This window comes from Streptomyces inhibens (assembly GCF_022221585.1).
GTDB lineage: Bacteria > Actinomycetota > Actinomycetes > Streptomycetales > Streptomycetaceae > Streptomyces > Streptomyces inhibens.
The window spans coordinates 2,416,426-2,441,693 of the sequence record NZ_CP084681.1; the positions used below are offsets into that span (position 1 = coordinate 2,416,426).

At 71.7% G+C, this 25,268-nt stretch carries 22 protein-coding genes; 4 read left to right on the plus strand and 18 right to left on the minus strand.

Annotation, left to right across the window (positions count from 1 at the left end; genetic code table 11):
- Window positions 1–106 precede the first annotated feature (106 nt).
- Window positions 107–451 (plus strand): hypothetical protein, encoded by a 345-nt coding sequence (locus KI385_RS11250; protein ID WP_238572053.1) that lies wholly within the window; start codon window positions 107–109, stop codon window positions 449–451.
- Between the two features lie 37 nt (window positions 452–488).
- On the opposite strand, the gene der is transcribed toward KI385_RS11250, so the two are convergent.
- The 5 genes from der to aroH form a co-directional block, all read right to left on the minus strand.
- On the minus strand, window positions 489–1,949 hold the full coding sequence (gene der / locus KI385_RS11255; RefSeq protein WP_238572054.1) for a ribosome biogenesis GTPase Der: 1,461 nt from the start codon (window positions 1,947–1,949) through the stop codon (window positions 489–491).
- A gap of 91 nt (window positions 1,950–2,040) precedes the next feature.
- Complete coding sequence (locus KI385_RS11260; protein ID WP_425356899.1) at window positions 2,041–2,739, minus strand: lysophospholipid acyltransferase family protein; 699 nt, start codon at window positions 2,737–2,739, stop codon at window positions 2,041–2,043.
- Entirely contained in the window at window positions 2,736–3,458 is a 723-nt protein-coding gene (cmk, locus tag KI385_RS11265) for a (d)CMP kinase (protein WP_425356900.1), read from the minus strand. The genes KI385_RS11260 and cmk overlap by 4 nt, the downstream gene beginning before the upstream one ends.
- A gap of 98 nt (window positions 3,459–3,556) precedes the next feature.
- Entirely contained in the window at window positions 3,557–4,642 is a 1,086-nt protein-coding gene (locus KI385_RS11270; protein ID WP_238572056.1) for a prephenate dehydrogenase, read from the minus strand.
- On the minus strand, window positions 4,639–5,001 hold the full coding sequence (gene aroH, locus KI385_RS11275) for a chorismate mutase (RefSeq protein ID WP_238572057.1): 363 nt from the start codon (window positions 4,999–5,001) through the stop codon (window positions 4,639–4,641). Before aroH ends, KI385_RS11270 begins: the two co-directional genes overlap by 4 nt.
- Before the next feature lie 173 nt (window positions 5,002–5,174).
- Between aroH and KI385_RS11280 the strand changes: the two genes are divergently transcribed.
- Window positions 5,175–5,870 (plus strand): nucleotidyltransferase domain-containing protein, encoded by a 696-nt coding sequence (locus tag KI385_RS11280; protein ID WP_238572058.1) that lies wholly within the window; start codon window positions 5,175–5,177, stop codon window positions 5,868–5,870.
- On the opposite strand, the gene KI385_RS11285 is transcribed toward KI385_RS11280, so the two are convergent.
- The 11 genes from KI385_RS11285 to KI385_RS11335 form a co-directional block, all read right to left on the minus strand.
- Window positions 5,856–6,680: a nucleotidyltransferase domain-containing protein gene (locus tag KI385_RS11285; RefSeq protein WP_238572059.1), complete on the minus strand. Its 825-nt coding sequence runs from the start codon at window positions 6,678–6,680 to the stop codon at window positions 5,856–5,858. The genes KI385_RS11280 and KI385_RS11285 overlap by 15 nt on opposite strands.
- Window positions 6,673–7,686, minus strand: coding sequence for an ADP-ribosylglycohydrolase family protein (locus KI385_RS11290; protein WP_238572060.1), 1,014 nt, complete (start codon window positions 7,684–7,686; stop codon window positions 6,673–6,675). Before KI385_RS11290 ends, KI385_RS11285 begins: the two co-directional genes overlap by 8 nt.
- Window positions 7,687–7,779: 93 nt before the next feature.
- A complete protein-coding gene (locus tag KI385_RS11295) occupies window positions 7,780–8,937 on the minus strand; it encodes a pseudouridine synthase (protein WP_238572061.1) in 1,158 nt (385 codons plus the stop codon).
- Window positions 8,937–9,665 carry an SMC-Scp complex subunit ScpB gene (gene scpB / locus KI385_RS11300; RefSeq protein WP_238572062.1) on the minus strand — a complete coding sequence of 243 codons (729 nt, stop codon included), beginning with the start codon at window positions 9,663–9,665 and terminating at the stop codon, window positions 8,937–8,939. The genes KI385_RS11295 and scpB overlap by 1 nt, the downstream gene beginning before the upstream one ends.
- The gene (locus tag KI385_RS11305; RefSeq protein ID WP_238572063.1) at window positions 9,662–10,810 is read right to left on the minus strand and encodes a segregation and condensation protein A; all 1,149 of its coding nucleotides are present in this window, start codon (window positions 10,808–10,810) and stop codon (window positions 9,662–9,664) included. Before KI385_RS11305 ends, scpB begins: the two co-directional genes overlap by 4 nt.
- Window positions 10,811–11,027: 217 nt before the next feature.
- The gene (locus KI385_RS11310) at window positions 11,028–11,678 is read right to left on the minus strand and encodes a hypothetical protein (RefSeq protein ID WP_238577655.1); all 651 of its coding nucleotides are present in this window, start codon (window positions 11,676–11,678) and stop codon (window positions 11,028–11,030) included.
- The gene (locus KI385_RS11315) at window positions 11,675–12,691 is read right to left on the minus strand and encodes a ParA family protein (protein WP_018087947.1); all 1,017 of its coding nucleotides are present in this window, start codon (window positions 12,689–12,691) and stop codon (window positions 11,675–11,677) included. The genes KI385_RS11310 and KI385_RS11315 overlap by 4 nt, the downstream gene beginning before the upstream one ends.
- Before the next feature lie 489 nt (window positions 12,692–13,180).
- The gene (gene ald, locus KI385_RS11320; RefSeq protein WP_128507086.1) at window positions 13,181–14,296 is read right to left on the minus strand and encodes an alanine dehydrogenase; all 1,116 of its coding nucleotides are present in this window, start codon (window positions 14,294–14,296) and stop codon (window positions 13,181–13,183) included.
- Window positions 14,297–14,464: 168 nt separating this feature from the next.
- Complete coding sequence (locus KI385_RS11325; protein WP_238572065.1) at window positions 14,465–16,606, minus strand: tetratricopeptide repeat protein; 2,142 nt, start codon at window positions 16,604–16,606, stop codon at window positions 14,465–14,467.
- A 171-nt stretch (window positions 16,607–16,777) separates the two neighbouring features.
- Window positions 16,778–17,404, minus strand: coding sequence for an NUDIX domain-containing protein (locus KI385_RS11330; RefSeq protein WP_238572066.1), 627 nt, complete (start codon window positions 17,402–17,404; stop codon window positions 16,778–16,780).
- Between the two features lie 95 nt (window positions 17,405–17,499).
- Window positions 17,500–19,155 carry a CTP synthase gene (locus KI385_RS11335; protein ID WP_238572067.1) on the minus strand — a complete coding sequence of 552 codons (1,656 nt, stop codon included), beginning with the start codon at window positions 19,153–19,155 and terminating at the stop codon, window positions 17,500–17,502.
- Window positions 19,156–19,561: 406 nt separating this feature from the next.
- On the opposite strand from KI385_RS11335, the gene KI385_RS11340 reads away from it, so the two are divergent.
- Entirely contained in the window at window positions 19,562–21,370 is a 1,809-nt protein-coding gene (locus KI385_RS11340) for a glycoside hydrolase family 15 protein (RefSeq protein ID WP_238577656.1), read from the plus strand.
- A gap of 54 nt (window positions 21,371–21,424) precedes the next feature.
- Here the strand turns inward: KI385_RS11340 and KI385_RS11345 are convergent, their stop codons facing one another.
- A complete protein-coding gene (locus KI385_RS11345; RefSeq protein ID WP_238572068.1) occupies window positions 21,425–22,648 on the minus strand; it encodes a beta-1,3-glucanase family protein in 1,224 nt (407 codons plus the stop codon).
- Entirely contained in the window at window positions 22,645–23,736 is a 1,092-nt protein-coding gene (locus KI385_RS11350; protein ID WP_238572069.1) for a glycoside hydrolase family 16 protein, read from the minus strand. Before KI385_RS11350 ends, KI385_RS11345 begins: the two co-directional genes overlap by 4 nt.
- A gap of 141 nt (window positions 23,737–23,877) precedes the next feature.
- On the opposite strand from KI385_RS11350, the gene KI385_RS11355 reads away from it, so the two are divergent.
- Window positions 23,878–25,053 (plus strand): LacI family DNA-binding transcriptional regulator, encoded by a 1,176-nt coding sequence (locus KI385_RS11355; RefSeq protein WP_238572070.1) that lies wholly within the window; start codon window positions 23,878–23,880, stop codon window positions 25,051–25,053.
- The last annotated feature ends 215 nt before the right edge of the window (window positions 25,054–25,268 follow it).

Genomic DNA, 25,268 nt, shown 5'->3' on the forward strand with positions numbered 1-25,268 from the left:
CCCGATCGCGGGGGCATGACCACCGATTCGGTCGGTCATGCGCCCGCGATCAGCCATTTCCGCATGAAAGCCGCATCCCACGGCCACCGGGGTCGTTGGCACATACGTGCACGCATACGACCCGTCCTCCCGCGCCCAGTACACCCACCCGATCCCCGGCATGCGCCCGTCGCGCGAACAGGGGACGACGCAGACCGCCGACCGCGGCTCGACCACGCCGATCTATGACGCGTTGTACGCCGAGTACCGCCGCTCCTTCCGGGCCCTGCCCGGGGACCGTACGGACGAGCCGGAGACCTCGGAAGTGCTGCGCGGCAGCGGGAACTGGGGCCGTACCGCGGCGTCCACGGGCCACTGGGAAGTCGTGGGCCGGCAGCCGTACCACCCACGGACCCATGCCCCGGCGGCGCTGCCACCAGGGCAGCGGGACGCCCGGCCGCACGGACGCTGATCCGCCCGCACGGCCGGCCCGGCCGGGAGACCGGCCGCTACTTCTTCTTGCTGCGCTTCTCGCGCACCCGCACCGAGATGTGGATCGGCGTGCCGTCGAAGCCGAACTCCTCGCGCAGTCGGCGCTCGACGAAGCGGCGGTAACCGGCCTCCAGGAAGCCGGAGGCGAACAGCACGAAGCGCGGCGGCTTGGTGCCGGCCTGGGTGCCGAAGAGGATGCGGGGCTGCTTGCCACCGCGGATCGGGTGCGGGTGAGAGGCGACGATCTCGCCGAGGAAGGCGTTCAGCCGCCCGGTGGGGATCCGGGTCTCCCATCCGGCCAGCGCGGTCTCGATCGCCGGGACCAGCTTCTCCATGTGGCGGCCGGTGCGCGCGGAGACGTTCACCCGCATCGCCCACGGGATCTGCACGAGGTCCCGCTCGATCTCCCGCTCCAGGTAGAAACGGCGCTCCTCGTCGAGGTTGTCCCACTTGTTGTAGGCGATGACCAGGGCGCGTCCGGCCTCCACGGCCATCGTGATGATCCGCTGGTCCTGGACGCTGATGGACTCACCGGCGTCGATCAGGACGACCGCGACCTCGGCCTTCTCCACGGCCGCCGCGGTACGCAGCGAGGCGTAGTAGTCGGCGCCTTCCTGGAGGTGCACCCGGCGGCGGATACCGGCGGTGTCCACGAACTTCCAGGTCTTGCCGCCGAGTTCGATCAGCTCGTCGACCGGGTCACGGGTGGTGCCGGCCATCTCGTTGACGACCACCCGCTCCTCGCCGGCGACCTTGTTCAGCAGCGACGACTTGCCGACGTTCGGGCGGCCGATCAGCGCGATCCGGCGGGGGCCGCCGAGGGCGGCACCGAAGGTCTGCGCGGGCGCCTCGGGCAGCGCCTCCAGCGCGGCGTCGAGCATGTCGCCGGTGCCCCGGCCGTGCAGCGCGGAGACCGGGTACGGCTCGCCGAGGCCCAGCGACCACAGCATGGCGGCGTCGGCCTCGCCTGACGGGCCGTCGACCTTGTTGGCGACCAGCACCACGGGCTTGCCGGAGCGGCGCAGCAGCTTGACGACGGCCTCGTCGGTGTCGGTCGCGCCGACCTTGGCGTCGACGACGAAGACGCACGCGTCCGCGGCCTCGATGGCGAACTCGGCCTGCATCGCCACGGATGCGTCGATGCCGAGGACGTCCTGCTCCCAGCCGCCGGTGTCGACGACCTTGAAGCGGCGACCGTTCCAGTCGGCCTCGTAGGTGACGCGGTCGCGGGTGACGCCCGGCTTGTCCTCGACGACCGCCTCACGGCGGCCGATGATGCGGTTCACCAGCGTCGACTTGCCGACATTGGGGCGGCCGATGACGGCGAGGACGGGCAGCGGGCCATGGCCGGCAGCGGCGATGTCGCCCCCGACCTCCTCGAGGTCGAAGCCCTCCTGCGCGGCAAGCTCCATGAACTCCGCGTACTCGGCGTCGCCAAGCGCACCGTGCTCGTCGCCGGTGGGGATCTGGTCGTTCATGAAGTCCGTTCCTCGTCCATGCTGTCAAATATGCGGCTGCCGCCGCGTGGTCGGTGGGCCGCTCGTACGCGTCCCACTACTCAAGTGTCGGTCAGCGCCCGATCAGGCGCCTGGCCTCTGCCAGGTGGGCGGTCAGCCGCTCCTGGATCCGTACGGTCGCCTCGTCGAGCGCCTTACGGGTGCGCCGCCCGCTGCCGTCGCCCGCCTCGAAGGCCTCGCCGAAGATGACGTCGACGCGGGCGCGCAGCGGCGGTACGGCCGACGTCAGCCGGCTGTGGCGGTCCCTGCTGCCGAGCACCGCCACCGGCACCACCGGGGCGCCGGAGCGCACCGCGAAGTACGCCAGGCCCGCCCGCAGGGAGGCGAAGTCACCCTCGCCACGGGTGCCTTCCGGGAAGATCCCCAGCACCCCGCCGCGCTCCAACACCCCGAGCGCGTCGGTGATCGCCTTGCGGTCGGCGGTGCTGCGGTCCACCTTCACCTGCCCGATGCCCCGCAGGAACGGGTCCAGCGGGCCGACGAAGGCTTCCTTCTTGATCAAGAAGTGCACCGGCCGTGGCGCGGTGCCCATCAGCATCGGGCCGTCGATGCCGTGCGAGTGGTTGACGGCGAGGATCACCGGGCCGGTGGAGGGCACCCGCCAGGCGCCCAGCACCCGCGGCCGCCACAGCCCGTACATCAGGCCGATGCCGATCCGCCTGCCGACCGCGGCACCCGCCGCGCTCGGCACCGGGCTGTCCGTCGGGCGCCGAAGGGTGCGGATCCCCGCCGCCCTGCCGCTGTCGGTCACCGAACGACCCGCCCCGCCTTCTCGGCGGCGGCGCCCTCGATGAGGGTGACCACGCACTCGATGACCTGCTCCAGCGTCAGCTCGGTGGTGTCCACCTCGACGGCGTCGTCCGCCTTGGCCAGCGGGGAGGTCTTACGGGAGGAGTCGGCGGCGTCCCGCTTGATCAGCGCCTCGCGGGTGGCGGCCAGGTCAGTGGCGTCCTTGCCCTTGAGCTCGCCGCTGCGGCGGGCCGCCCGGGCCTCGGGGGAGGCGGTCAGGAAGACCTTGAGGTCGGCGTCGGGCAGGACGGTGATGCCGATGTCCCGGCCCTCGACGACGATGCCGCGCGGCGCCTCGGCGGCGATGCTGCGCTGCAGGTCGGTGATCAGGGCCCGCACCTCGGGCACCGCGCTGACGGCGCTGACCGCGGCGGTGACCTCCTGGGTGCGGATCGGTCCCGCGGCGTCCAGGCCGTCGACCGCGATGGTCGGGGCGGCCGGGTCGGTGCCGGAGACGATCACGGGCTTGGCGGAGGCGTCGGCCACCGCGGTCGCGTCATGGACGTCGATGCCGTTGGTCAGCATCCACCACGTGATCGCGCGGTACTGGGCACCGGTGTCGAGATAGCCGAGGCCCAGCTTGGCGGCCACGGCCTTGGACGTGCTGGACTTGCCCGTGCCAGCGGGGCCGTCGATGGCGACAATCACTGCAGCCGGGGCGGTCCGAGCGGCGGTTTCCACGGTGACGAACACCTTTCTTGTACACGGGGCGGGGGTCCAAGGGCCATGCGGGCCTCGGACAAGGTTACTGGCTCACCCGCACGGCGCCGTCCACGGTGTCATTGCCGGATGGACCAGCCCCGCTCGCGCAGCTCCGCGGTCAGCACCGGCACCGCCTGCGGCTCGACCATGAGCTGGATGAAGCCCGCCTGCTGACCGGTGGCGTGCTCGATGCGGACGTCCTCGATGTTGACCCCGGCCCGGCCGGCGTCGGCGAAGATCCGGGCCAGCTCGCCGGGCTGGTCACCGATGTAGACGGCGACGTTCTCGTACGCGGTGGGGGCGGCGCCGTGCTTGCCGGGCACCCGCTCCCGGCCGGCGTTGCCGCGGCGGAGTACGTCCGCGATGCCGCTGGCGCCGCCGCCGCGCTTGTCCTCGTCGGCGGACTCCAGGGCACGCAGGGACCGTACGGTCTCGTCCAGGTCGGCGGCGACCTCGGACAGTACATCGGCGACCGGGCCCGGGTTGGCGGACAGGATGTCGATCCACATCCCGGGGTCGGAGGCCGCGATCCGCGTCACATCCCGGATGCCCTGGCCGCAGAGGCGCACGGCGGTCTCGTCGGCGCCCTTGAGCCGGGCGGCGACGAGGCTGGAGAGCAGCTGCGGGGTGTGCGAGACCAGCGCGACGGCGCGGTCGTGGGCGTCCGCGTCCATCACCACCGGGACGGCCCGGCACAGCGCGACCAGTTCCAGGGCGAGGTTGAGCACCTCGGTGTCGCCGTCGCGGGTCGGGGTGAGCACCCAGGGCCGGCCCTCGAAGAGGTCGGCGGTGGCGGCCAGCGGGCCGGAGCGCTCCTTGCCGGCCATCGGGTGGGTGCCGAGGTAGCCGGTCAGATCGCGGCCCATGGCCTCCAGCTCGCGGCGCGGGCCGCCCTTGACGCTGGCGACGTCGATGTACGCACGGGCCAGACCGCGCTGCATGGCACCGGCCAGCGCCGCCGCGACATGGGCCGGCGGCACGGCCACGATGGCCAGATCGACCGGTCCCGGTGGCGCCTCCGCGGCGCCCGCGCCGAGCGCGGCGGCCGTCAGGGCCTGGGCCTGGTCGTGGTCCTCCAGGAACACCTGCACGCCCCGTGCGTTGAGCGCGAGCGCGGCCGAGGTGCCGATCAGGCCCGTTCCGATGACGAGTGCGGTCCTCACTGCGCGATGTCCTTCCGCAGCGCCCCGGCCGCGCCGAGGTAGACATGGGCGATCCCGGCCTTGGACAGCCCGGTCTCGACATGGGCGAGCACCCGCACCACGCGATCCATGGCACCGGTGACGTCCAGCTCCTGGGCGCAGATCAGCGGGACGTCCGTGATGCCCAGGGCGCGGGCCGCGGCGGCCGGGAAGTCGCTGTGCAGATCGGGGGTGGCGGTGAACCACACGCTGATCAGGTCGTCCGCGACGAGGTCGTTGCGCTCCAGGATGGCGGTGAGCAGCTCGCCGACCTGCTCCTGCATATGCTCCGCGTCGTCCCGCTCCAGCTGGACGGCCCCGCGGACCGCTCGTACCGCCACGTCACTGCTCCCCTTGCGATATGTGCCGCGTCACGCACCTGTGCGCGCACTGATCAGCGTAACCAGCCGCACCGACATTCCGTACGCGGCGGCATTCCGTGCTGCCGGCCGGCCCGCGATCCGCCGCCCAAACCTGATGACATCCGCCCTCCCCGCCAGCGACAATCGCCGCCATGTCCGCAGCCGCCGCAGGTCACTCCCTGGTCGCCGAGCACACCGTCTACGCATGTGTGATGGGCTCGCGCGCCTTCGGACTGGCGACAGAGAGCAGCGACACCGACCGGCGTGGGGTGTATCTCGCACCCACCCGGCTCTTCTGGGGCTTCGAGAAGCCGCCGACCCATGTGGAGGGGCCGCGCGAGGAGGAGTTCTCCTGGGAGCTGGAACGGTTCTGCCAGCTGGCGCTGCGCGCCAACCCCACGACCCTGGAGTGTCTGCACTCCCCCTTGGTGGAGCGCATCGACACCACCGGCCGGGAGCTGCTCACGCTGCGCGACGCATTCCTGTCCCGGCAGGTCCATCGCACCTTCGCGGGCTACGCCACCGGCCAGCTGAAGCAGCTGCGGGCCGATGTGCGGCAGCGCGGCACGCCCCGCTGGAAGCAGGCCATGCATCTGCTGCGGCTGCTGGCGTGCTCGCGCGATCTGCTCCGTACGGGCGTGCTCACGCTGGACGTCGGCCAGGACCGGGAGGAGCTGCTGGCGGTCAGGCGCGGCGAGGTGACCTGGGACACGGTGGAGCGCCGGATGGCGCGGCTGTCCGAGGAGGCCGAGGTGGCGGTGTCCGGTTCGCCATTGCCGGCCGAGCCGGACCGGGCCCGGGTGGCGGACTTCCTGTTCCGGGCCCGGCGCGCCTCAGCGCTCGACTGAGGGAGTTTCGGGCCCTGCGAGCCGGGCCCGGACGATCAGGTCGTGCAGCGCCTCGCGGGCGCCGGGGGCATCGGGCAGGGCGGTCGCGGCCTGGGCGGCGTCCAGCCGTGCGTGCAGCGCCTCGACGTCCGTGCGCAGCCGCGCCGTGTCCACCACCTCGCCGGCCGGGCCGTGTTCGGCCGCCTCCTTGGCCGCGATCAGCTCCGGTACGTAGGCGGGTGCGGCCAACTCGCCCACCAGGGTGGGCAGATGGGGCTGCAGCCGGCCGCCGGCCATGAGATGGATACCGGTGAGCAGCACCCGCAGGGTGTAGAGCAGCGGTTTCAGCTCGCCGGTCTTCTCGAAGAGCCGCCACTGGGTGGTCGCGAAGCCGCGGTAGTGATGGGCGTGGTGGGCGGTGAGCAGGTCCGGCGCGAGCGCGATCAACTCCTTGTGCACGTCGGTGGTGTGCACGACCAGGGGCGAGAGCAGCTGCTCCAGTACGTAGCCGTTGCGGCGCAGCAGCAGGCGAGCGAATTTCCGCAGGTCGTGCGAGACGAGATCCATTTCGACGCGGTCCCGGTCCCACATCCGGGTCCTGGTCTCGTCGGGCTCGTGCAGGCCGACGAGCGCGGCGGCCGGCAGGAGGTGGGAGCCGCGCAGGTCGACGTCGGAGTCGCGGGAGGGGAAGCCGTACAGATGCGCGCCGGAGACCGTCGCGAAGACCAGCGGATCGTCCTGTTCGGCGACCACGGCGCCCAGGTCGACGGCGGGCAGCCCGGCGGCCCGCAGGACGGCGTCCCGGCCGGCGGCTGTCAGGTGCTCAGACATCCCAGGCCTCCCCCAGCGCCAGCAGCTCGTCGCGGTACTCGATACGGGCGGCCCACTCCTCGGGCCAGGCACCGGCTCCCAGACGGGCGCCCGCGAAGGCGCCCGTCAGGCAGGCGATCGAGTCGGAGTCGCCGGAGGTGCAGGCGGCCCGGCGCAGCGCGGTCAGCGGCTCGTCGGGGAAGAGCAGGAAGCACAGCAGGCCGGTGGCCAGCGCCTCCTCCGCGATCCAGCCGGCGCCGGTGGCCAGGCAAGGGTCGGCCTCCGGGTCCGGTGCGCCGAGTGCGGCGTCCAGGCGGTCCAGGACGCCGAGGCAGTCGTCCCAGCCGCGTGCGATGAATGCCGTGGGGGACGGGTCCTGGGCGTGCTGCCACAGGTCGCCGAGCCAGTCCTCCCGGTAGTCGGTGCGGTGGTCGTGGGCGTGGGCGCGCAGCAGGCCGGTCAGCTCGGCGGGCCGGGCGCCGTCGGCGAGGACGCGCACGGCGTGGGCGGTCAGATCGCTCGCGGCGAGCGCGGTGGGGTGCCCATGGGTCAGCGCGGACTGCAGCTGTGCGGCACCGGAGCGCTGCTGCGGGCTCAGGCCCGGCGCGAGCCCGACGGGCGCGACCCGCATATTGGCGCCGCAGCCCTTCGAACCGGTCTGGCTGGCCTCGACCCACGGCCGGCCCTCGTCACTGAGCAGCTGGCACGCCCGCAGGCAGGTGTTGCCCGGTGCCCGGTTGTTGTCGGGCGAGCGCCACCAGTCGACGTACTCCGCGCGCACCGGGCCTGCCAGGGCCGGTGGTGTCAGGGCTGCGTGCCCCATGGCCGTCCGCAGTCCGCGCCCCAACGCCAGTGTCATCTGGGTGTCGTCGGTGACGAAGGCGGGCTCGGGCAGCTCCATCTGCCGCCACGGGCCACACTTGGCCAGGATCGACGGCACATCGTTGAACTCGGTGGGAAAGCCGAGCGCGTCACCGAGAGCGAGCCCGATCAGCGAGCCGGTTGCGGCGGACCCCGTGGACACCATGAAAAAACCACCCCTTAACGTCATGGTGACATTAAGGGGTGGTGAGGCGGCACCGCAAGGCGTTTCACGGCGCCGCGAAGGCCCGCGGGAGGGTTACAGCTCGACCTCGCGCATCAGCATGCCGACCTCGGTGTTGGTCATCCGGCGCAGCCAGCCCGACTTCTGGTCGCCCAGCGCGATCGGGCCGAAGGCCGTCCGCACCAGCTTGTCGACCGGGAAGCCGGCCTCGGCGAGCATCCGGCGCACGATGTGCTTACGGCCCTCGTGCAGGCTCACCTCGACGAGGTAGTTCTTGCCGGTGTTCTCCACGACCCGGAAGTGGTCGGCGCGGGCGTAGCCGTCCTCCAGCTGGATCCCGTCCTTGAGCTGCTTGCCCAGGTCACGCGGGAGCGGGCCCTGGATCGCCGCCAGATAGGTCTTCTTGACGCCGTAGCGCGGGTGCGTCAGACGGTGCGCCAGCTCGCCGTGGTTGGTGAGCAGGATGATGCCCTCGGTCTCGGTGTCCAGCCGGCCGACGTGGAACAGCCGCGTCTCGCGGTTGGTCACGTAGTCGCCCAGGCACTGGCGGCCGTCCGGGTCCTCCATCGTGGAGACGACACCGGCCGGCTTGTTCAGCGCGAAGAAGAGATACGACTGGGTGGCGACCGTCAGGCCGTCGACCTTGATCTCGTCCTTCTCCGGGTCGACCCGGAGACCCTGCTCCCTGACGATCCGGCCGTTGACCTCGACGCGCGCCTGGTCGATCAGCTCCTCGCAGGCCCGCCGCGAGCCCATACCGGCCCTGGCCAGCACCTTCTGCAGCCGCTCGCCCTCCTGGTCACCGAAGGTCTTGGGGGTCTTGACCTGCGGCTTGCTGTGGCGGGCGCGGTTGCGCTCCTCGATCTTGGCGTCCAGCTCACGGGGCCGCGAGGGTGCCTGGCCGCGGCCGCGCTGCGGGGCGCCCTTGCCGCCAGGGCGGGCCGCCTTGGACGCAGCACCCGTACGCGGACCGCCCTTGGCGCCACCGCGGGCCGCCGCACCCCGGCTGCCACCGCTCTTGGGGCCGCCGCCACGCTCGTCCTTGCGGTCCGAGGAGCCGCCGGGTCCACCGGTACCGCCCACGTCGTAGCGGCGCTCCTCGGGACGGGGACGGCCCGCACGCTGCTGCTTGTCGTCCCGCTTTCCCCCCGCCTTTGGCCGGGCGGAGCCCCCATCGGCGCCGCGGTAGTTGCCCCGACCGCTGTCCCTGTTGTTCCTGCCGCTGCTTCGCATCAATGATCCGTCTGAGAGTCGCCGCTGTCGTCTACGTCGAACGACGGAATACCTTCCGCGGAGTCACCCTCGACCGCGTCCGCCTCCGGGAGGAACGGTGCGAGCTCAGGGAGCTCGTCAAGGCCACGCAGGCCCATCCGCTCCAGAAAGTAGTTCGTCGTCCTGTACAGGATCGCACCTGTTTCAGGTTCCGTCCCCGCCTCCTCCACCAGGCCGCGCTGGAGGAGCGTGCGCATCACACCGTCACAGTTCACGCCGCGTACGGCCGAGACTCGGGAACGGCTGACCGGCTGACGGTACGCGACCACGGCCAGAGTCTCCAATGCGGCCTGGGTGAGCCGGGCCTGCTGGCCGTCCAGGACGAAGCTCTCCACCGCGTCCGCGTACTCGGCCCGGGAGTAGAACCGCCAGCCCCCGGCGACCAGCCGCAGATCGAATCCGCGCCCCTGGCGGGTGTAGTCGTCGGACAGCTCGCGCAGCGCCAGCGCGACCGCGCGGCGGGGCCGCTCCAGCACCCTGGCCAGGTGTTCTTCGGTCGCCGGCTCGTCGACGACCATGAGGACGGCCTCCAGCGCGGGCTTCAGCGCCAGCTCGGCGACGCCCAGCGCCCCCGCCGGCGCCTCGGGGCGCTCCCCCGGGCCGCCGTCCGCACCGGCCACCGTTCCGTCGGCCTCCGTGAGGTCGTACGCCTCGACGTCGTACGTCTCGCCACCGGCTCCGCCGCTCATGTCCGCTCCTCTTCCGGTTGCTCTCCCTGCTCTCCCTGCTCCGCCCCGGCGGCGCGCCGGCCCGGTTCCTGGTCGAACTCGTCCGTGACCACCGGCTCGGCCCCCTCCGCGCCCGTCCAGCGGACCGTCAGCGCCCCCAGGGCCTCCTCCTGGTCCAGGACCACCACCCGCTCCCGGTAGAGCTCCAGCAGGGCCAGGAAGCGCGCCACGACGGTGAGGGTGTCCGGCGCATCGGCGACCAGTTCCTGAAAGCTGGTCTCGCCCGCCTCGCGCAGCCGTGCCATCACCACCTCGGCCTGCTCCCGCACGCTCACCAGCGGCGCGTGGATGTGGTCGACATAGACCTGGGGCCTGGCCTTGGGCTGCATCGCCTTCACCGCGAGCCTCGCGAACCCCTCCGCCCCGATGCTGATGACGACCTCGGGCAGCAGCTCGGCATGGTGCGGCTCCAGCCCGACCGTACGGGGAAAGCGCCGGGCCTCGTCCGCCAGCCGGCCGCTGAAGATGTCCGCGATCCGTTTGTACGCGCGGTACTGCAGCAGCCGGGCGAAGAGCAGATCGCGGGCCTCCAGGAGCGCGAGGTCCGCCTCGTCCTCCACCTCTGCCGCGGGCAGCAGCCGGGCCGCCTTGAGATCCAGCAGTGTCGCCGCGACGACCAGGAACTCCGTGGTCTGGTCCAGATCCCAGTCGGGACCCATGGCCCGGATGTGCGCCATGAACTCGTCGGTCACCTTCGACAGCGCGACCTCGGTGACGTCCAGCTTGTGCTTGGAGATCAGCTGCAGGAGGAGGTCGAAGGGGCCTTCGAAGTTGTCCAGCCGGAGGGTGAACCTGCCGTCGCCGCTCGCGGGGGGCGCCTCGGCGGCCGCGGCGTCGGGGGCGGCCGCCGGTGGCTCGCCCGGAGTCTCTGGCTCGCCCCGAGCGTCTGGCTCATCAGGAGCCTCTGATGACTCGGGGGTCTCTGACGCCTCGGGGGCCTCTGACGGCTCCGGAGCCCCGGGCTCATCAGGAGCCACGGGCTCATCAAGAGCCCCGGGCCGGTCCTGCGTCGCGGGCTGTTCCGGTGCCGCCGGGCCCGCACCCGGCCCGCGCCCGAGCTGTCGGCGGGCGCGGGGAGCGGGGGCGTCGTCGTGGGTCGTCGGCATCGCGGTCCATGGTGCTGCGGTCCCGCGCTGGGGGCGACGGGCTGGTCACGGGCGGGACATCCCGCCGAGGTGGCAGGCTATCCCGACCCGCCCGGCGTGACGTTTCGGCACCGCGGCAGCCGCCGCAGGAATTCTCCGCAACGGCGAGCGACCACGACGGCGGCTCCCCGCGGTGCCGAACCGACCGCGCCCCACGCGTGGACCGTGGGATCAAGCGTCAGCGGCCCCGCAGCCGCCGCACCAGGATGCTGGCGTCGCCGCGCGACTCCAGGTCGGCGAGGACGACGGCGACCGCCTCGCGGACGATCCGGCCGCGGTCGACGGCGAGGCCGTGTTCGCCGCGCAGCACCAATCGCGCATGTTCGAGGTCCATGAGCTCCTCGGCGGAGACATAGACGGTGATCTTCTCGTCGTGCCGTTCCCGGCCGCTGGGGCGGCGGTTGGCGCCGCGGGAGCCGCCGCGGCGGCGGCCCTGGCCGCCGGCCTGCACGGCCGCCGCCGCCGCGTCCTGAGCCGCCTGGCCGGCCTGACCCGCCTGGGCCCGGTGGCCATTGGCACCGTCGCCGTCCGTCTCACGGCCGCTGTGTTCGGCCGGGGAGCCGACCGCCGGCACCCGGGGCGGGGTGGCCGGTCCGCCGTCACCGGCCACCGCCGGACTGTCCGAGCCGCCGCTGCCGGGCCGCCGCTGCCGTACCGCGGTGGTCGCCTCCGGGCCGTCCGCGGCCGGATCCGGCTCGCCGGCCGGTGCGGGCACCCGGGGCGCCTCGCCGTTGCCCGCGGAGCCGTTCGCCGTGCGGCGGGGGCTGGAGGGCTGCAACCCCCCTCCCCCGGTGGTACGGAACAGTTCGTCGGCTCCCGGCAGACTCACTCGGCGTGACACCGGGCGAGCACCTCCCTGGCGAGCTGACGATAGGCGGCGGCACCGACGGAGTTGGAGGCGTACGTGGTGATCGGCTCGCCCGCGACGGTGGTCTCGGGGAAGCGGACCGTACGGCCGATGACGGTGTGGTAGACGTGATCGTCGAAGGCCTCGACGACGCGCGCCAGCACCTCACGGCTGTGCACGGTGCGGGAGTCGTACATCGTCGCGAGGATGCCGTCCAACTCCAGCTCGGGGTTGAGCCGCTCCTGGACCTTCTCGATCGTCTCGGTGAGCAGCGCGACACCACGCAGCGCGAAGAACTCGCACTCCAGCGGCACGATGACCTTGTGAGCGGCCGTCAGGGCGTTGACGGTGAGCAGACCGAGGGAGGGCTGGCAGTCGATGACGATGTAGTCGTAGTCGGCCAGCAGCGGCTTCAGGGCGCGCTGCAGGGTCGACTCGCGCGCGACCTCGCTGACCAACTGCACCTCTGCCGCTGACAAATCGATATTGCTGGGCAGCAGGTCCATGTTGGGGACCGCGGTCTTCAGAAGCACCTCGTCGGCCGACATACCCCGCTCCATGAGCAGGTTGTAGACCGTCAGATCGAGCTCCATCGGGTTGACGCCGAGTCCGACCGACAGGGCGCCCTGCGGGTCGAAGTCGACGAGCAGCACCCGTCGTCCGTATTCGGCGAGTGCGGCGCCCAGGTTGATGGTCGAGGTGGTCTTGCCGACCCCGCCCTTCTGGTTGCACATCGCGATGATTTTGGCGGGGCCGTGGTCGGACAGCGGTCCCGGAATGGGGAAGTAAGGGAGCGGGCGTCCGGTCGGGCCGACGCGTTCGCGGCGCTGGCGCGCGGCGTCCGGCGCGAGCGTCGCGGCATATTCGGGGTCCGGCTCGTACTCCGCGTCCGGATCGTAGAAGTGCCCCTCGGGCAGGTCGTCGTAGTCGGCGAGACGGGCGGGTTCTCCACTGCCCCGGTCGCCGGCCATGGCGTTCACGTGATGGCCGTCCATGCTCTGGTGGGCTGTCGTGGAAATGCTCTGGTGGGCTGCGTAGGTGTGGACCGCGACGGAGCCGACAGCCTCGAGCCCCGAGGGACCCTGGCCCCGTGCAACCACTCCTGGTTGACCACCTCCGGGAGAAAATGTCGACTCATTCACAAGTCGTCTTACCTCCTTGGATGTGACCAGGAAACTTTATCGATAGGTCAGCGTGGCACCATGCCGACGGTTGGCGACTCTATGGCGTGTCGGGCGTCCGCAGCAACACAATCCACCGGACCCGGCACGATGTGTCGGTAACCGGACCCCTCAATGTCAAGGGCGCAAGCGGCATCGGCCCGATGTTTCGGGGGTACGCGAATCGGTTAAAGGGTTACGTTCACGGCGAGTTGGGAGCCGGTGATCCGGAGCACGGCGCTCCGCGTGTCGCACATGCGACCGGCCGGGCCCTGTCGACAAGGCCCGGCCGGATGTGCAGCGTTGACGCGCTTCGTTGACGCCTCAGCCGAGGAGGGTGCGCAGTTCGACGGTCTCGAGACCGTGCGCCTCGGCGACGGGGCCGTAGACCACCTTGCCGTCGTGCGTGTTCAGGCCCTTGGCCAGCGCCGGGTCACGACGCAGCGCCTCGACCCAACCACGGTTCGCCAGCTCCACGATGTAGGGCAGCGTGGCGTTGGTGAGCGCGTGGGTGGAGGTGTTCGGCACCGCGCCGGGCATGTTGGCGACGCAGTAGAAGACCGAGTTGTGGACCGTGAAGGTCGGCTCGGCGTGCGTGGTGGGACGGGAGTCCTCGAAGCAGCCGCCCTGGTCGATCGCGATGTCGACAAGGACACTTCCGGGCTTCATCTTGGCGACGAGCTCGTTGGTGACCAGCTTCGGGGCCTTGGCGCCCGGGATCAGGACCGCACCGACGACGAGGTCGGCCTCGACGACGGCCTTCTCCAGCTCGAAGGCGTTGGAGACGATCGTCTGCACCTTGGTGCCGAAGATCTTGTCGGCCTCGCGGAGCTTGTTGATGTCCTTGTCGAGCAGGGTGACGTGGAAGCCGAGGCCCACCGCGATCTGCACGGCGTTCCAGCCGGAGACGCCACCACCGATGACAACGGCCTTGCCCGCGTGGACACCGGGGACGCCACCGGGCAGCACACCGCGGCCGCCGGCCTGGCGCATGAGGTGGTACGCGCCGACCTGCGGGGCGATGCGGCCCGCGACCTCGGACATCGGGGCGAGCAGCGGCAGCTGACGGCCGGCCGTCTCGACGGTCTCGTAGGCGATGGCGGTGGTGCCGGACTCCAGCAGCGCGTCCGTGCACTCCTTGGAGGCGGCCAGGTGCAGGTAGGTGAAGAGCGTCTGGTCCTTGCGGAGGCGGTGGTACTCCTCCGCGATCGGCTCCTTGACCTTCAGCAGCAGGTCAGCGGTGCCCCAGACCTCATCTGCGGTGTCCAGGATGGTGGCACCGGCGGAAACGTACTCCTCGTTCGTGATGGACGAGCCGAGACCGGCGTCCTTCTCGACGAAGACCTGGTGGCCATGGCGGACGAGCTCGTTGACTCCGGCGGGCGTGATGGCCACGCGGAACTCGTTGTTCTTGACCTCGCGGGGGATGCCGACCTTCACGTCGATCACGGTCCTTGAAAGAGAGGGTGCAGGAGGAATTATCCCCTCATGCGATGCATGACGGAACTGACCGCGCCGTACGCGGCCCAGCCAGTCTATTGAAGGAGCTGCTCTTGTCTAGCCTTGCAAAGCAATAAATCTTGCGAGAAGCGCCACCGATTTCGTAGGTCACTCGGGGTGATCTTCGAGGAGCCGCTCTCCCACGGCGCGGTGGAGCCGTGCCGCCGCTGGGTCACCGAGCCGCTCAAGGGTGTCCGCAATCCGTAGCTGCAGCGCCGCCTCCAGCCGTCCGTCACCCGCTTTCCGGGCGGTCTCCACGGCCTCACGGCAGGTCCGCAGCGCCTCCTCGGGCCGCCCCGCGTACTCCTGGACCCGGGCCACCTCCCCGGTCGCCCGCGCCTGGCCGGCCACATCGCCGAGCCTGCGATACGTCCGGGCGGCCGCCCGCCACTCCTTGAGCGCATCGCCCCACCGGCCCGCGTAGGTGTGCGCGCCACCGATCCGGCCGTACAGCCGCGCCGCGTCGGCGCCCTCGTCGCGGGCGAGCCGCAGCTCCAGCGCCCGCCCGTACCAGTCGGCGGCCCGCTGCCAGTCGCCGAGCTCGGTGTACGTACCGCCCAGCGACTCCAGCGCCCGGCCGGTGGCCACCGGGTCCTTCACCGAACGGGCCGCCTCCAGTGCGCCCCGGTAACGGGTGAGCGCCTGAGCGGTACGCCCCGCCTGGCCGTCCAGATCCGCGAGGTTCAGCAGGGCGGCGGCCTTCTCGCGCGGCAGCTCGCGCCGCTCGGCGACCTCCAGGACGAGTCCGTGCAGTGCGTAGAGGTCCGGCGCGGCGGCCTCGGCGCCCTGGTGCGCGAGCAGTGTCCGGGTCAGCGCGGCCATCAACCGCCGGTCCAGAGTGTCGAGTTCACCGTCCGCGACGGCGATCCGAGCGGCGTCGAGCAGCGCGCCACGACGGCTGCGCAGCCAGTGCCCGGCGACGTCCTTCGAGGTGAAGCGCAGCGAGCGCGGCAGCCCGGCGACCTTCTGGCGGGCGGGCGAATCGGCAGGTTCGGCCATCGCTCGGCAGGACTGGAGCAGCCGTACGGTCCGCTCCAGCATCCGGGCGCGGGCCAACTGGACGTCGGCCGGCCGCTCGTGTTCCCCGAGCAGGACGCGCACCAGCGGATCGAGACAGCCGGGCAGGCGGTACTGCGGGTGCCCGGCGGCGTCGGGTGCGGCGGCGGCCGGGGCCGCGTCGCCCCCGTCGGCGAGGGGCCGCAGCAGACCGAGCGCCGCGAAGTCACCCAGTGTGGTGTCGGCCGCGGCCACCGAGCAGCCGGCCAGCGCGGAGGCGGTGTGCGCGTCCACGATGCCGGCCGGCGCCAGCGTGAGCAGTCGCAGTATCCGGGCGGACGGCGGCGGCAGCGCCTCGTAGGCGAGCCGGAAGGCGCGGAACAGCGGGCGGGCGCCGGTGGGCAGGTCCGGCGGCAGCGGGACGGCGTGCAGCGCCTGGCGCAGATCGGCGACCGAGGACTTGGGCCGGGCGGCGAGCCAGGCACCGGCCAGGACGAGCGCGGCCGGCTGGCCGCCGCACTCCTCCGCGACGCTGTCGGCGGTCCGCGGGTCGACGGTGATCCGGGTCGGTCCGGCGTAGCGGGCGAGGATCTCGACGCAGGCCGCGCCGTCCAGGCCGCCCAGGGCGCACGGCCGGACGTCCGGGATGCCGGTGAGCGGCCCCTGGGAGACCACCACGACCAGGCAGTCCGGGGCGTCCGGCAGCAGCGGTTCGACCTGTTCCGCGCCCGGGGCGTCGTCCAGGAAGAGCAGTGCCCGGCGCCCGGCGAGCGCCTCGCGCAGACACTCGGTCAGCTCGTCCTCGGCAGCGCCCGGCGGGGCATCGACGCCGAGGGTGGCCAGCAGGTCACGCGCGGTGCGGTCGGTGCCGGCCGGTGCGCCGCCCGGCCCGGTCAGCGTGGCCCGCAGCACACCGTCGGGATAGTCGTCGGCGAGCCGGCGCAGCAGCTCCTCGGCCAGTGCCGTACGGCCCGAGCCGGGGCGGCCGGCGATCAGCAGCACCCGGCTGCGGGCGCCCTTGCGGCCGGAGAGGGTGTCCAGGCCGGCGCGGGCGATATCGGCGTACAGCGCCTTGAGCTCGCGGTGGCGTCCGGCGAATCCGGTGACGGACGGCGAAGTGGCGGGAGGGACGGCGCGGCGGGCGGCGGCACCGTCCTGGCGGGACCCCGATGCCCGCCGGCCGGGCGCCGCCGTGGCGGGCACCGCCATCGCCTCCGGCGGGAGGTGCCCCCCGCCCACCGCCTGATCCGTCACCGGTCACGCTCCGTCCACCTGCGCGTACGAGTCCGCCGCGAGCACGGACGGAACCATTCCGAGCGTAGTTCACGCCTCGTCACGTACCGTGCGGAGCGCGGCGGTTGAGTCACTCGATCGGATCGGCGGATCATCCGACCGATACGGGGTGGGGCGCCGTCGGGCCGGGGCTCAGGCCTCGAAGGGGCGGGCCGGCCATGGCGCGTCGGCCGGCCGCAGCGCGTCCAGACCCGCGCCGCCCTGGGCCGCGGTGAGCGCCAGCACCCCCACGATGAGGCAGTTGTTGTGCAGCTCACCGGCGAGCGCCCCGCGCACCAGCTCGTCCTGCGGCACCCGCGCCAGCTCCATGTCGGCCTCCTCCTCGGAGACCTCGTACCGCTCCCCCTCGGCCTCGGACAGATCACGGGCGAGGAAGATCCGCACGGCCTCGTCGCAGCCGCCCGGCGTGGGGTAGACGTCGGTCAGCACCCGCCAGTCCTCGGCCTTGACGTGCGCCTCCTCGTACAGCTCGCGCTGCGCCGCGTGCAGCGGGTTCTCCCCGGGGACGTCGAGCAGTCCGGCGGGGATCTCCCACAGCCGGTGGCGTACGGGGTGGCGGTACTGGCGCAGCACCAGCACCCGGCCCGCGTCGTCGAGGGCGAGGACGGCAACCGAGCCGGGGTGAACCTGGTAGTCGCGCGTAACCATGGCGCCGTCCGGCATGACGACCTCGTCGGTGCGCACGCTGGTCTTGTTCCCGGTGAACGGCGTCGTGGTCGCGGTGACCGTCCACTCCTCCGGGGTGTCCTTGATCGCCATGGCGCGTCCTCCTGTATGTGCCTGTGCCAACGCAGAAACCGGGGCACGACCTCGATGAGGCCGTACCCCGGCAACCGTATCCGTCGCGGTGTGCGTTACTTCGCGGCGCCCGTCTTGCGCGCGACCGCGGCCTTCACCAGCCCGGCGAAGAGCGGGTGCGGACGGGTCGGGCGGGAGCGCAGCTCCGGGTGCGCCTGGGTGGCGACGAGGTAGGGGTGCGTCTCACGCGGGTACTCGACGTACTCGACGAGCTTGTTGTCCGGGGAGGTGCCGGAGAACAGCAGCCCGGCCTTCTTCTCCAGCTCGCCGCGGTAGGCGTTGTTGACCTCGTAGCGGTGGCGGTGGCGCTCCTCGACGTACGGGGCATCGCCGTAGACCTCGCGGACGATCGAGCCCTCGGCGAGCTTGGCCGGGTACATACCCAGTCGCATCGTGCCGCCCATATCGCCCTCACCTGCGACGATGTCCATCTGCTCGGCCATCGTGGAGATGACCGGGTCGGCCGCCGCCGGGTCGAACTCGGTGGAGTTCGCGCCCTCGATGCCGGCCAGGTTGCGGGCCGCCTCGATGACCACGCACTGCAGACCCAGGCACAGGCCCAGCAGCGGGACGCGGTTCTCGCGGGCGTAGGTGATCGCACCGACCTTGCCGTCCACACCACGGTCGCCGAAGCCGCCCGGGATGCAGATCGCGTCACAGTCCGCGAGCTGGGCCCGGGCGCCGGCCGGGGTCTTGCAGTCGTCGGAGGTGACCCACTTGATCTTCACGCGGGCCTTGTTGGCGAAGCCGCCCGCGCGCAGCGCCTCGGTGACCGAGAGGTAGGCGTCCGGGAGGTCGATGTACTTGCCGACCAGCGCGACCTTCACCTCGTGGTCAGGGTTGTGGACGCGGTCCAGCAGGTCCTCCCACTGGGTCCAGTTCACATCGCGGAAGGGCAGGTCCAGCTTCCGTACGACGTAGGCGTCCAGGCCCTCGGTGTGCAGCACCTTGGGGATGTCGTAGATGGACGGGGCGTCGATGGCGGCGACCACGGCGGCCTCGTCGACGTCGCACATCAGCGAGATCTTGCGCTTGATGGCGGTGGGCACCTCGCGGTCGGCGCGCAGCACGATCGCGTCGGGCTGGATACCGATGTTGCGCAGCGCCGCGACCGAGTGCTGGGTCGGCTTGGTCTTCAGCTCACCGGACGGGCCGATGTAGGGAAGCAGCGAGATGTGCACGACGAAGACGTTGTCCCGGCCGACCTCGTGGCGGACCTGGCGGACCGTCTCCAGGAACGGCAGCGACTCGATGTCGCCGACGGTGCCGCCGACCTCGGTGATCACGACGTCGACGTCGTCGGTCGCCATCCGCCGGATGCGGTGCTTGATCTCGTTGGTGATGTGCGGGATGACCTGCACGGTGTCGCCGAGGTACTCACCGCGGCGCTCCTTGGCGATCACGGTGTTGTAGACCTGGCCGGTGGTCACGTTCGCGGAGCCGTCGAGGTCGACGTCGAGGAACCGCTCGTAGTGGCCGATGTCCAGGTCGGTCTCGGCGCCGTCGTTGGTGACGAAGACCTCACCGTGCTGGAACGGGTTCATCGTTCCGGGGTCGACGTTCAGGTACGGGTCGAGCTTCTGCATCGTGACCCGCAGGCCCCGCGCCTTCAGGAGGGCACCCAGGCTGGAGGCGGTGAGCCCCTTGCCCAGCGAGGAGGCGACGCCCCCGGTGACGAAGAGGTGCTTGGTCGTCGTGGATTTGGGCGGCATGGCCAAGAGGGGGCTCCCGTGGTCGCGAGGTGGAGAGGTGCGAGGCGTCCCGGGTTTTCAGGGGTGCCGTCGCTGCGGTTCGGGGGTTCTCATGCCCACCGGTCCACGGGGTACCAGGCTATCAGCGACCTGGCATGGTCGCTCCCGGCCACTCACGGGAACCCTTGGACGACCGCCCGCATGACGCTGTCACGTGACGGAGGCCACCCGATCGGACCACCCCACTCCTTGCGAGGGTCGCGCGGATCACCCGCCTGCGTCGTATCCTGCTCGGACACTCGCAACGAGCCGTCCGGGAAGGCACCACCCCCGCCCGATTTCCGGTCCCGCTGCTCGGCGACGTTTCATGGGCAGGACGGACAGATCACAACGTCCCATGGGGGGCGTGACTCCAGTTCGACGGGAGATGCACGTGGCCGGGCGCATCGAGGACTACGCACTTATCGGCGATATGCAAACCGCCGCTCTAGTGTGCCGGGACGGCACGGTGGACTGGCTGTGCCTGCCCCGCTTCGACTCGCCGGCGGTCTTTGCAGGGCTGCTGGGCACAGAGGAGCACGGATTCTGGCGGATGGGGCCGGTCAACGGTCCCGGGGGCCGGCCCGCGCCGGCCGACCGTCGGCGCTATCGCGGCGATTCACTCGTATTGGAATCCGAGTGGGACACCCCGCGCGGTACCGTCCGGGTGATCGACTTCATGCCGCCGCGGGACGGCGCACCGCAGCTGATCCGCATTGTGGAGGGTGTCAGCGGACGGGTCCCGATGCGGTCGGAGCTGCGGATGCGCTTCAACTACGGCCGGATCGTGCCCTGGGTGCACAAGGTGGACGACCGTACGGTCGCGGTCGCGGGCCCGGACTCCGTATGGCTGGACACCGAGGCGGAGACGTACGGCAAGGATCTGACGACGTTCTCCGACTTCACCGTCTCGCCGGGTGAGCGGATCGCGTTCACGATCAGCTGGGAGCCCTCGCACAAGGAGCCGCCGGCCGTGGCGGACCCGGAGGGGTCGCTGGAGGCCACCGAGGAGTTCTGGCGCGAGTGGGTCGAGCACTGCACGTACCACGGCCCCTACCGCGATGCGGTGGTCCGCTCGCTGATCACGCTCAAGGCGCTGACGTACGCGCCGACCGGCGGGATCGTGGCGGCGCCGACGACCTCGCTGCCCGAGTGCATCGGCGGGGTCCGTAACTGGGACTACCGCTTCACCTGGCTGCGGGACGCCGCGATCACCCTGTCGTCGCTGCTGCGCACCGGCTACCGCGAAGAGGCGCGGGCCTGGCGCGAGTGGCTGCTGCGGGCGGTGGCCGGTGATCCGGAGAACCTGCAGATCATGTACGGCATCGCCGGCGAGCGGGAGCTGGGCGAGAACGATCTCAACTGGCTTCCCGGGTACGAGAATTCGCGTCCGGTACGGGTCGGCAACGGCGCCGCCGGGCAGCTCCAGCTCGACGTCTACGGCGAGGTCACCGAGGCGCTGCACCTTGCGCACATGACGGGTCTGGCCCGTAACGACTACGCCTCGCTGCTCCAGCTCAAGCTGATCCAGTGGGTGGAGAAGCACTGGGACGAGCCGGACGAGGGCATCTGGGAGGTCCGCGGGCCGCGCCGGCACTTCGTGCACTCCAAGGTCATGACCTGGGTCGCCGTCGACCGTACGGTCAAGCTGATCGAGTCCGGAGATGTCGACGGTCCGCTGGAGCGCTGGAAGGACCTGCGCGAGACCATCCACCGGGACGTGTGCGAGAAGGGTTACGACAAGGAGCGCAACACCTTCACCCAGTCCTACGGCTCGCAGGAGCTGGACGCCTCGCTGCTGCTGATCCCGCAGATGGGCTTCCTCCCGCCGGACGACAAGCGCGTCATCGGCACCATCGAGGCGATCCAGCGGGAGCTGGGCACCGAGGACGGCTTTGTCATGCGCTATCCGACGGCCGGCGAGGGCGTCGGCGTGGACGGCCTGGAGGGCGACGAGGGGGCGTTCCTGGCGTGCTCGTTCTGGCTCGCCGACGACCTCGCGATGATCGGCCGGGTGGACGAGGCCCGCAACCTCTTCGAGCGGCTGCTCTCGCTCCGCAACGATCTCGGCCTGCTGGCGGAGGAGTGGGACCCCAAGCTGAAGCGGCAGGTGGGCAACTTCCCGCAGGCGTTCAGCCATGTTCCGCTGATCGACACCGCGCTGCGGCTGACGGCCAGCGGGGCGTATGGCGGGTAGTGACCGGCTGAGTAAGGTGCCGCCCCGGTGGTCCGGGGCGGCACCTTTTTCGCGTCAGAACGGGGTCAGGGTGAGGGTGATCTCCTTCGGGGCGCCGTCCTCGATGTACGAGGCGAAGCCGGCGACGTCGTCGAAGGCGAAGCCGTAGGCCTTGCCGTCCTGCGTCGCGGCGTGCATGGCCCTGGCGTAGTGGTTGGTCAGCCGCTGCTGGTAGAAGGCAGCCGGGTCGGTGGTGGGCTGGTGCGCCTGCGAGGTGAGGGTGGAGCGGTTGAGGGCGGCGCCCAGGATGGCGGCGACCGGGCCCAGGGTGCCGTCGTTGGGGGCGGCGAGGGTGCCGTCGCAGAAGAGGACATCGCGGGTGGACGGCTTGTCGAAGGAGACCGTGCCGGTGGGGGCACCCCCACCCTGGCCCTTGAGGCCTTGGGGGACGGTGAAGGTGAGCCTGCCGCCGCTGACCCGGCCGGTGAAGGTGCCGGCGTTGGTGGTGACGGACAGGTCCTTGGCCGCGTAGGCGGACCAGGCCTCGTCGATGGCCGGGGCGAGGTAGTCCTTGGCGAACAGTCCGCTGTCCAGGCCGTGCCCCGGGGCGATGACGCGCTTGTCGCCGATGACCAGGGCGCCGAAGCCCTCGGCGCCCTTGACGTCGGAGAAGATCTTGGCGCGGGCGCCGTCCTTGAGCGTGCCGGTGGTCTGCTCCTTGGCCCCGGTGAGCTTGATCGCGAGCGGGACGCTGAACATGTCGACCATGGTGGTGTTGCAGTACATGCCGCCGGAGTTGTACGTGAACTCGGCGCAGTCGTGCAGGACGTCGTAGTTGGGGTCACCGGAGACCCAGCCCGCCGGGTAGGCGAGCGCGGCCTTGCCGTTGCCGTCCTCGACGGCCTTGAACTTGAGCTTGCCGCCGAGCGCGGTGTAGATCCGGCCGGACATCCGGGGCAGCTGGAGGGTCGTGGTGCCACTGGCGGCGAGCGGTATGGCGTAGTCGGTGAAACCGTCCGGGCCGTTGTCGGCCAGCGCGACGGGCCTCAGCTCGCCGTCCGGGGTGACGTGCACCTGCTGGGTGCCGTCGTTGCCGACGATATAGATCCAGGCCGAGGAGTTGGCGTACTCGCCGGAGTTGTTGACGATGTGCAGGGGCATTCCGGCGGCGGACCGGCCGGCCGGGGCGGGCCCGGGGACCGGGGCGGGGGCGCCGGTCGCGCGGCCGGCGAGGACGATTCCGGAGGCGGTGGCGGCGCCGGCTGCGAGGCCGCCGAGCAGACTGCGGCGAGTGATCATGAGCTGGCTCCTTGCGGGGCGGGGCGCCGGTCGGTGGGGGTGGCCCGGCCCGTACGGGCCTTCCCGGGCTGCTGGACGGAGACCGCGACATGGTCGACGAGGAGCGAGCCGCCGGGCCGGGTGGCTTCGGTGGGGGTGGCGAAGCCCGCCGCGCCGTCGGGGAACGCCCCGCCCATGGCGAGGTTGAGCAGCAGGAAGTGGCCGTGGTGGGTGGCCTTGGCCCAGCTGTCGGCGTCCATCTCGGAGGCGCTCACGGTGTGGAACTTCTGGCCGTCGACATACCAACTCAGCGATTCCGCGGCGCTGTTGGTGCGGTCCAGCTCCAGTGCGTAGGTGTGGAATCCGGCCTGGCAGGCGCTGCCCGGGCACTCGCGGGAATTGCCCTTGCCCTGGGTCTCGTTGCACGGCCCGCCGGGGTTGACGCCGCAGTGCAGCACGCCCCAGACCTTGTTGATGCCGTTGACGTTCTCCATGATGTCGAACTCGCCGATGCCCGGCCAGTTCCAGTAGGTGCCGCGGTACTCGGCGCCCAGCGTCCAGAACGCCGGCCAGTAGCCGAGCGCGCCGGCACCGGAGACATCGGGCATCCGGATGCTCGCCTCGATACGGAGCTTGCCGCCGGCCGGGGCGGCGAAGTCGGTGCGCCGGGATTCGACGCGGGCCGAGGTCCAGGTGGCGCCGCCCTTCTGCGCGGTGATCTTGAGATGTCCCGCGCCGTCGAGCTGGAGGTTCTCGGGGCGGTCGGTGTAGGTCTGGCGCTCGCCGGTGCCCCAGTTGGCGGGGCCTCCGGGATAGCCGGTTCCGGTGTCGGTGATCCAGTCGTCGGCGGAGGGGCGTGATCCGGCGGCGCCGTCGAAGTCCGTACGCCAGACTTCCTGGAAGGCGGTGGGGGTGGCTGCGGTGGCTCCGGTGACTGCGGTGGCTCCGGTGACTGTGGTAGCTCCGGTGGCCTTCGCGACGGGGGCCGCAGGGGCCGCTTCCTCCGCGGAGGCCGTGGGGAGGGTGAGGGCACAGGTGAGGGCGAGTGCGGTGCTCGCGACAAGGAGCACTGCTCTCGCCCGGTTTCCGGCCCGAATTCTCATGCTCATGACATTCTCTCCTCGGCACAGTGGGGGTATTGAGGAGTTTCGTGGGGGGGCATCCGAAGTGAGAGCGCTCTCATATCTGCGTAGGGAACCCTGCCGACTCGACGGCACACCGTCAAGTCACCGTATGGAAAAAGGAGTTCGATGGTGTCTGAGCCGAACGGTGCGCGGCCGACGCTGGAGGCGGTCGCGGCGCTCGCCGGAGTCTCCCGCGCAACGGTGTCCCGCGTGGTCAACGGCGGTGCGGGCGTACGGGCCGTGGTCCAGGAGCGGGTCCGGCAGGCGGTGCGCGAGCTGGGTTACGTACCGAACAGCGCGGCCCGCACCCTGGTCACCCGCCGGACCGGAGCGGTCGCGGTGGTCATCGCGGAGCCGGAGACCCGGGTCTTCAGCGATCCGTTCTTCGGCCGTCAACTGCGCGGTATCAGCCGCGAACTGGCCGCCGCCGACACCCAGCTCCTGCTGATGTTCGTCGAGCACCACGCCGACTACGACCGCATCGGCCGCTATCTGTCGGCCGGCCATGTCGACGGCGCGCTGATGTTCTCGCTGCACCGCGACGACCCGCTGCCGGCCATGGCCGAGCGCGCCGGGCTGCCCACCGTCTACGGCGGCCGGCCCGGCTGGGCGGGCGCCGACCGCGCCCCCCGCCCGCTGTACGTCGACACCGACAACCGCGACGGCGCACGTCAGGCCGTACGCCATCTCCTGGACCGCGGCCGCCGCCGGATCGCCGTGATCACCGGCCCGCTCGACCAGACCTCCGCGGTGGACCGCCTCGACGGCTATCGCGATGCGCTGGGCACGCCGGAGCCGGATCCGCGGCTGATCGCGGGCGGCGGGTTCACGGCGCACGGCGGCGAGCGCGCCATGGCCGAACTCCTCGACGCCGCACCGGATCTGGACGCCGTCTTCGCCTGCTCCGACCTGATGGCGAGCGGCGCACTGCGTACGCTGCGGGCCCGCGGGCGGCGGGTCCCGCACGATGTGGCGGTGGTCGGCTACGACGACCTGGAACCGGCGGCCTGGGCGGATCCGCCGCTGACCACGGTGCGGCAGGACGTGGAGGAGATGGGACGGCTGATGGCCCGGTTGCTGCTGCGGTTGTTGGATCCGCGGAAGGATCTGCGGAAGGGGGCGGGGGCGGATGGTGCCGAGGGGACGGGCGGGGCCGGCATGGACAGCGGTGATACGGACAGCGCTGCCGGGGCGGGTGCGGCGGACGCGGCGGACGCGGCGGATGCGGCGGATGCGGCGGATGCGGCGGAGCTTGCGCCGGTGATCACGAGGGCGCGGTTGGTGGTGCGGGAGTCGGCTTGAGGGGGTGGGGCGCGTGGTGGGGTGGCGGGGCCAGGGGGCTCCCCGGCTCCGGGCTCCCCGGCTCCGGGCTCCCCGGCTCCGGGCCCGGCGGCTCCGGGCCCTGCCCGCAGGTCCGGGGCTCCGCGGCTCCGAGCCCCCCGCAGGTCCGGGGCTCCGCGGCTCCGAGCCCCCACCACCCCGTCCCCACCCCTCCGGACAGCGGACTACGAGTACCG

Excerpts from the sequence above, each read along its gene's own strand:
- der (WP_238572054.1), bottom strand. The coding sequence starts at position 1,949 with ATGAACGACCAGATCCCCACCGGCGACGAGCACGGTGCGCTTGGCGAC.
- KI385_RS11280 (WP_238572058.1), top strand. The coding sequence starts at position 5,175 with ATGTCCGCAGCCGCCGCAGGTCACTCCCTGGTCGCCGAGCACACCGTC.
- KI385_RS11285 (WP_238572059.1), bottom strand. The coding sequence starts at position 6,680 with ATGTCTGAGCACCTGACAGCCGCCGGCCGGGACGCCGTCCTGCGGGCC.
- KI385_RS11290 (WP_238572060.1), bottom strand. The coding sequence starts at position 7,686 with ATGGTGTCCACGGGGTCCGCCGCAACCGGCTCGCTGATCGGGCTCGCT.
- KI385_RS11295 (WP_238572061.1), bottom strand. The coding sequence starts at position 8,937 with ATGCGAAGCAGCGGCAGGAACAACAGGGACAGCGGTCGGGGCAACTAC.
- scpB (WP_238572062.1), bottom strand. The coding sequence starts at position 9,665 with ATGAGCGGCGGAGCCGGTGGCGAGACGTACGACGTCGAGGCGTACGAC.
- KI385_RS11305 (WP_238572063.1), bottom strand. The coding sequence starts at position 10,810 with ATGCCGACGACCCACGACGACGCCCCCGCTCCCCGCGCCCGCCGACAG.
- KI385_RS11315 (WP_018087947.1), bottom strand. The coding sequence starts at position 12,691 with ATGGACGGCCATCACGTGAACGCCATGGCCGGCGACCGGGGCAGTGGA.
- KI385_RS11330 (WP_238572066.1), bottom strand. The coding sequence starts at position 17,404 with ATGGCGATCAAGGACACCCCGGAGGAGTGGACGGTCACCGCGACCACG.
- KI385_RS11335 (WP_238572067.1), bottom strand. The coding sequence starts at position 19,155 with ATGCCGCCCAAATCCACGACGACCAAGCACCTCTTCGTCACCGGGGGC.
- KI385_RS11340 (WP_238577656.1), top strand. The coding sequence starts at position 19,562 with ATGCACGTGGCCGGGCGCATCGAGGACTACGCACTTATCGGCGATATG.
- KI385_RS11345 (WP_238572068.1), bottom strand. The coding sequence starts at position 22,648 with ATGATCACTCGCCGCAGTCTGCTCGGCGGCCTCGCAGCCGGCGCCGCC.
- KI385_RS11350 (WP_238572069.1), bottom strand. The coding sequence starts at position 23,736 with ATGAGCATGAGAATTCGGGCCGGAAACCGGGCGAGAGCAGTGCTCCTT.
- KI385_RS11355 (WP_238572070.1), top strand. The coding sequence starts at position 23,878 with ATGGTGTCTGAGCCGAACGGTGCGCGGCCGACGCTGGAGGCGGTCGCG.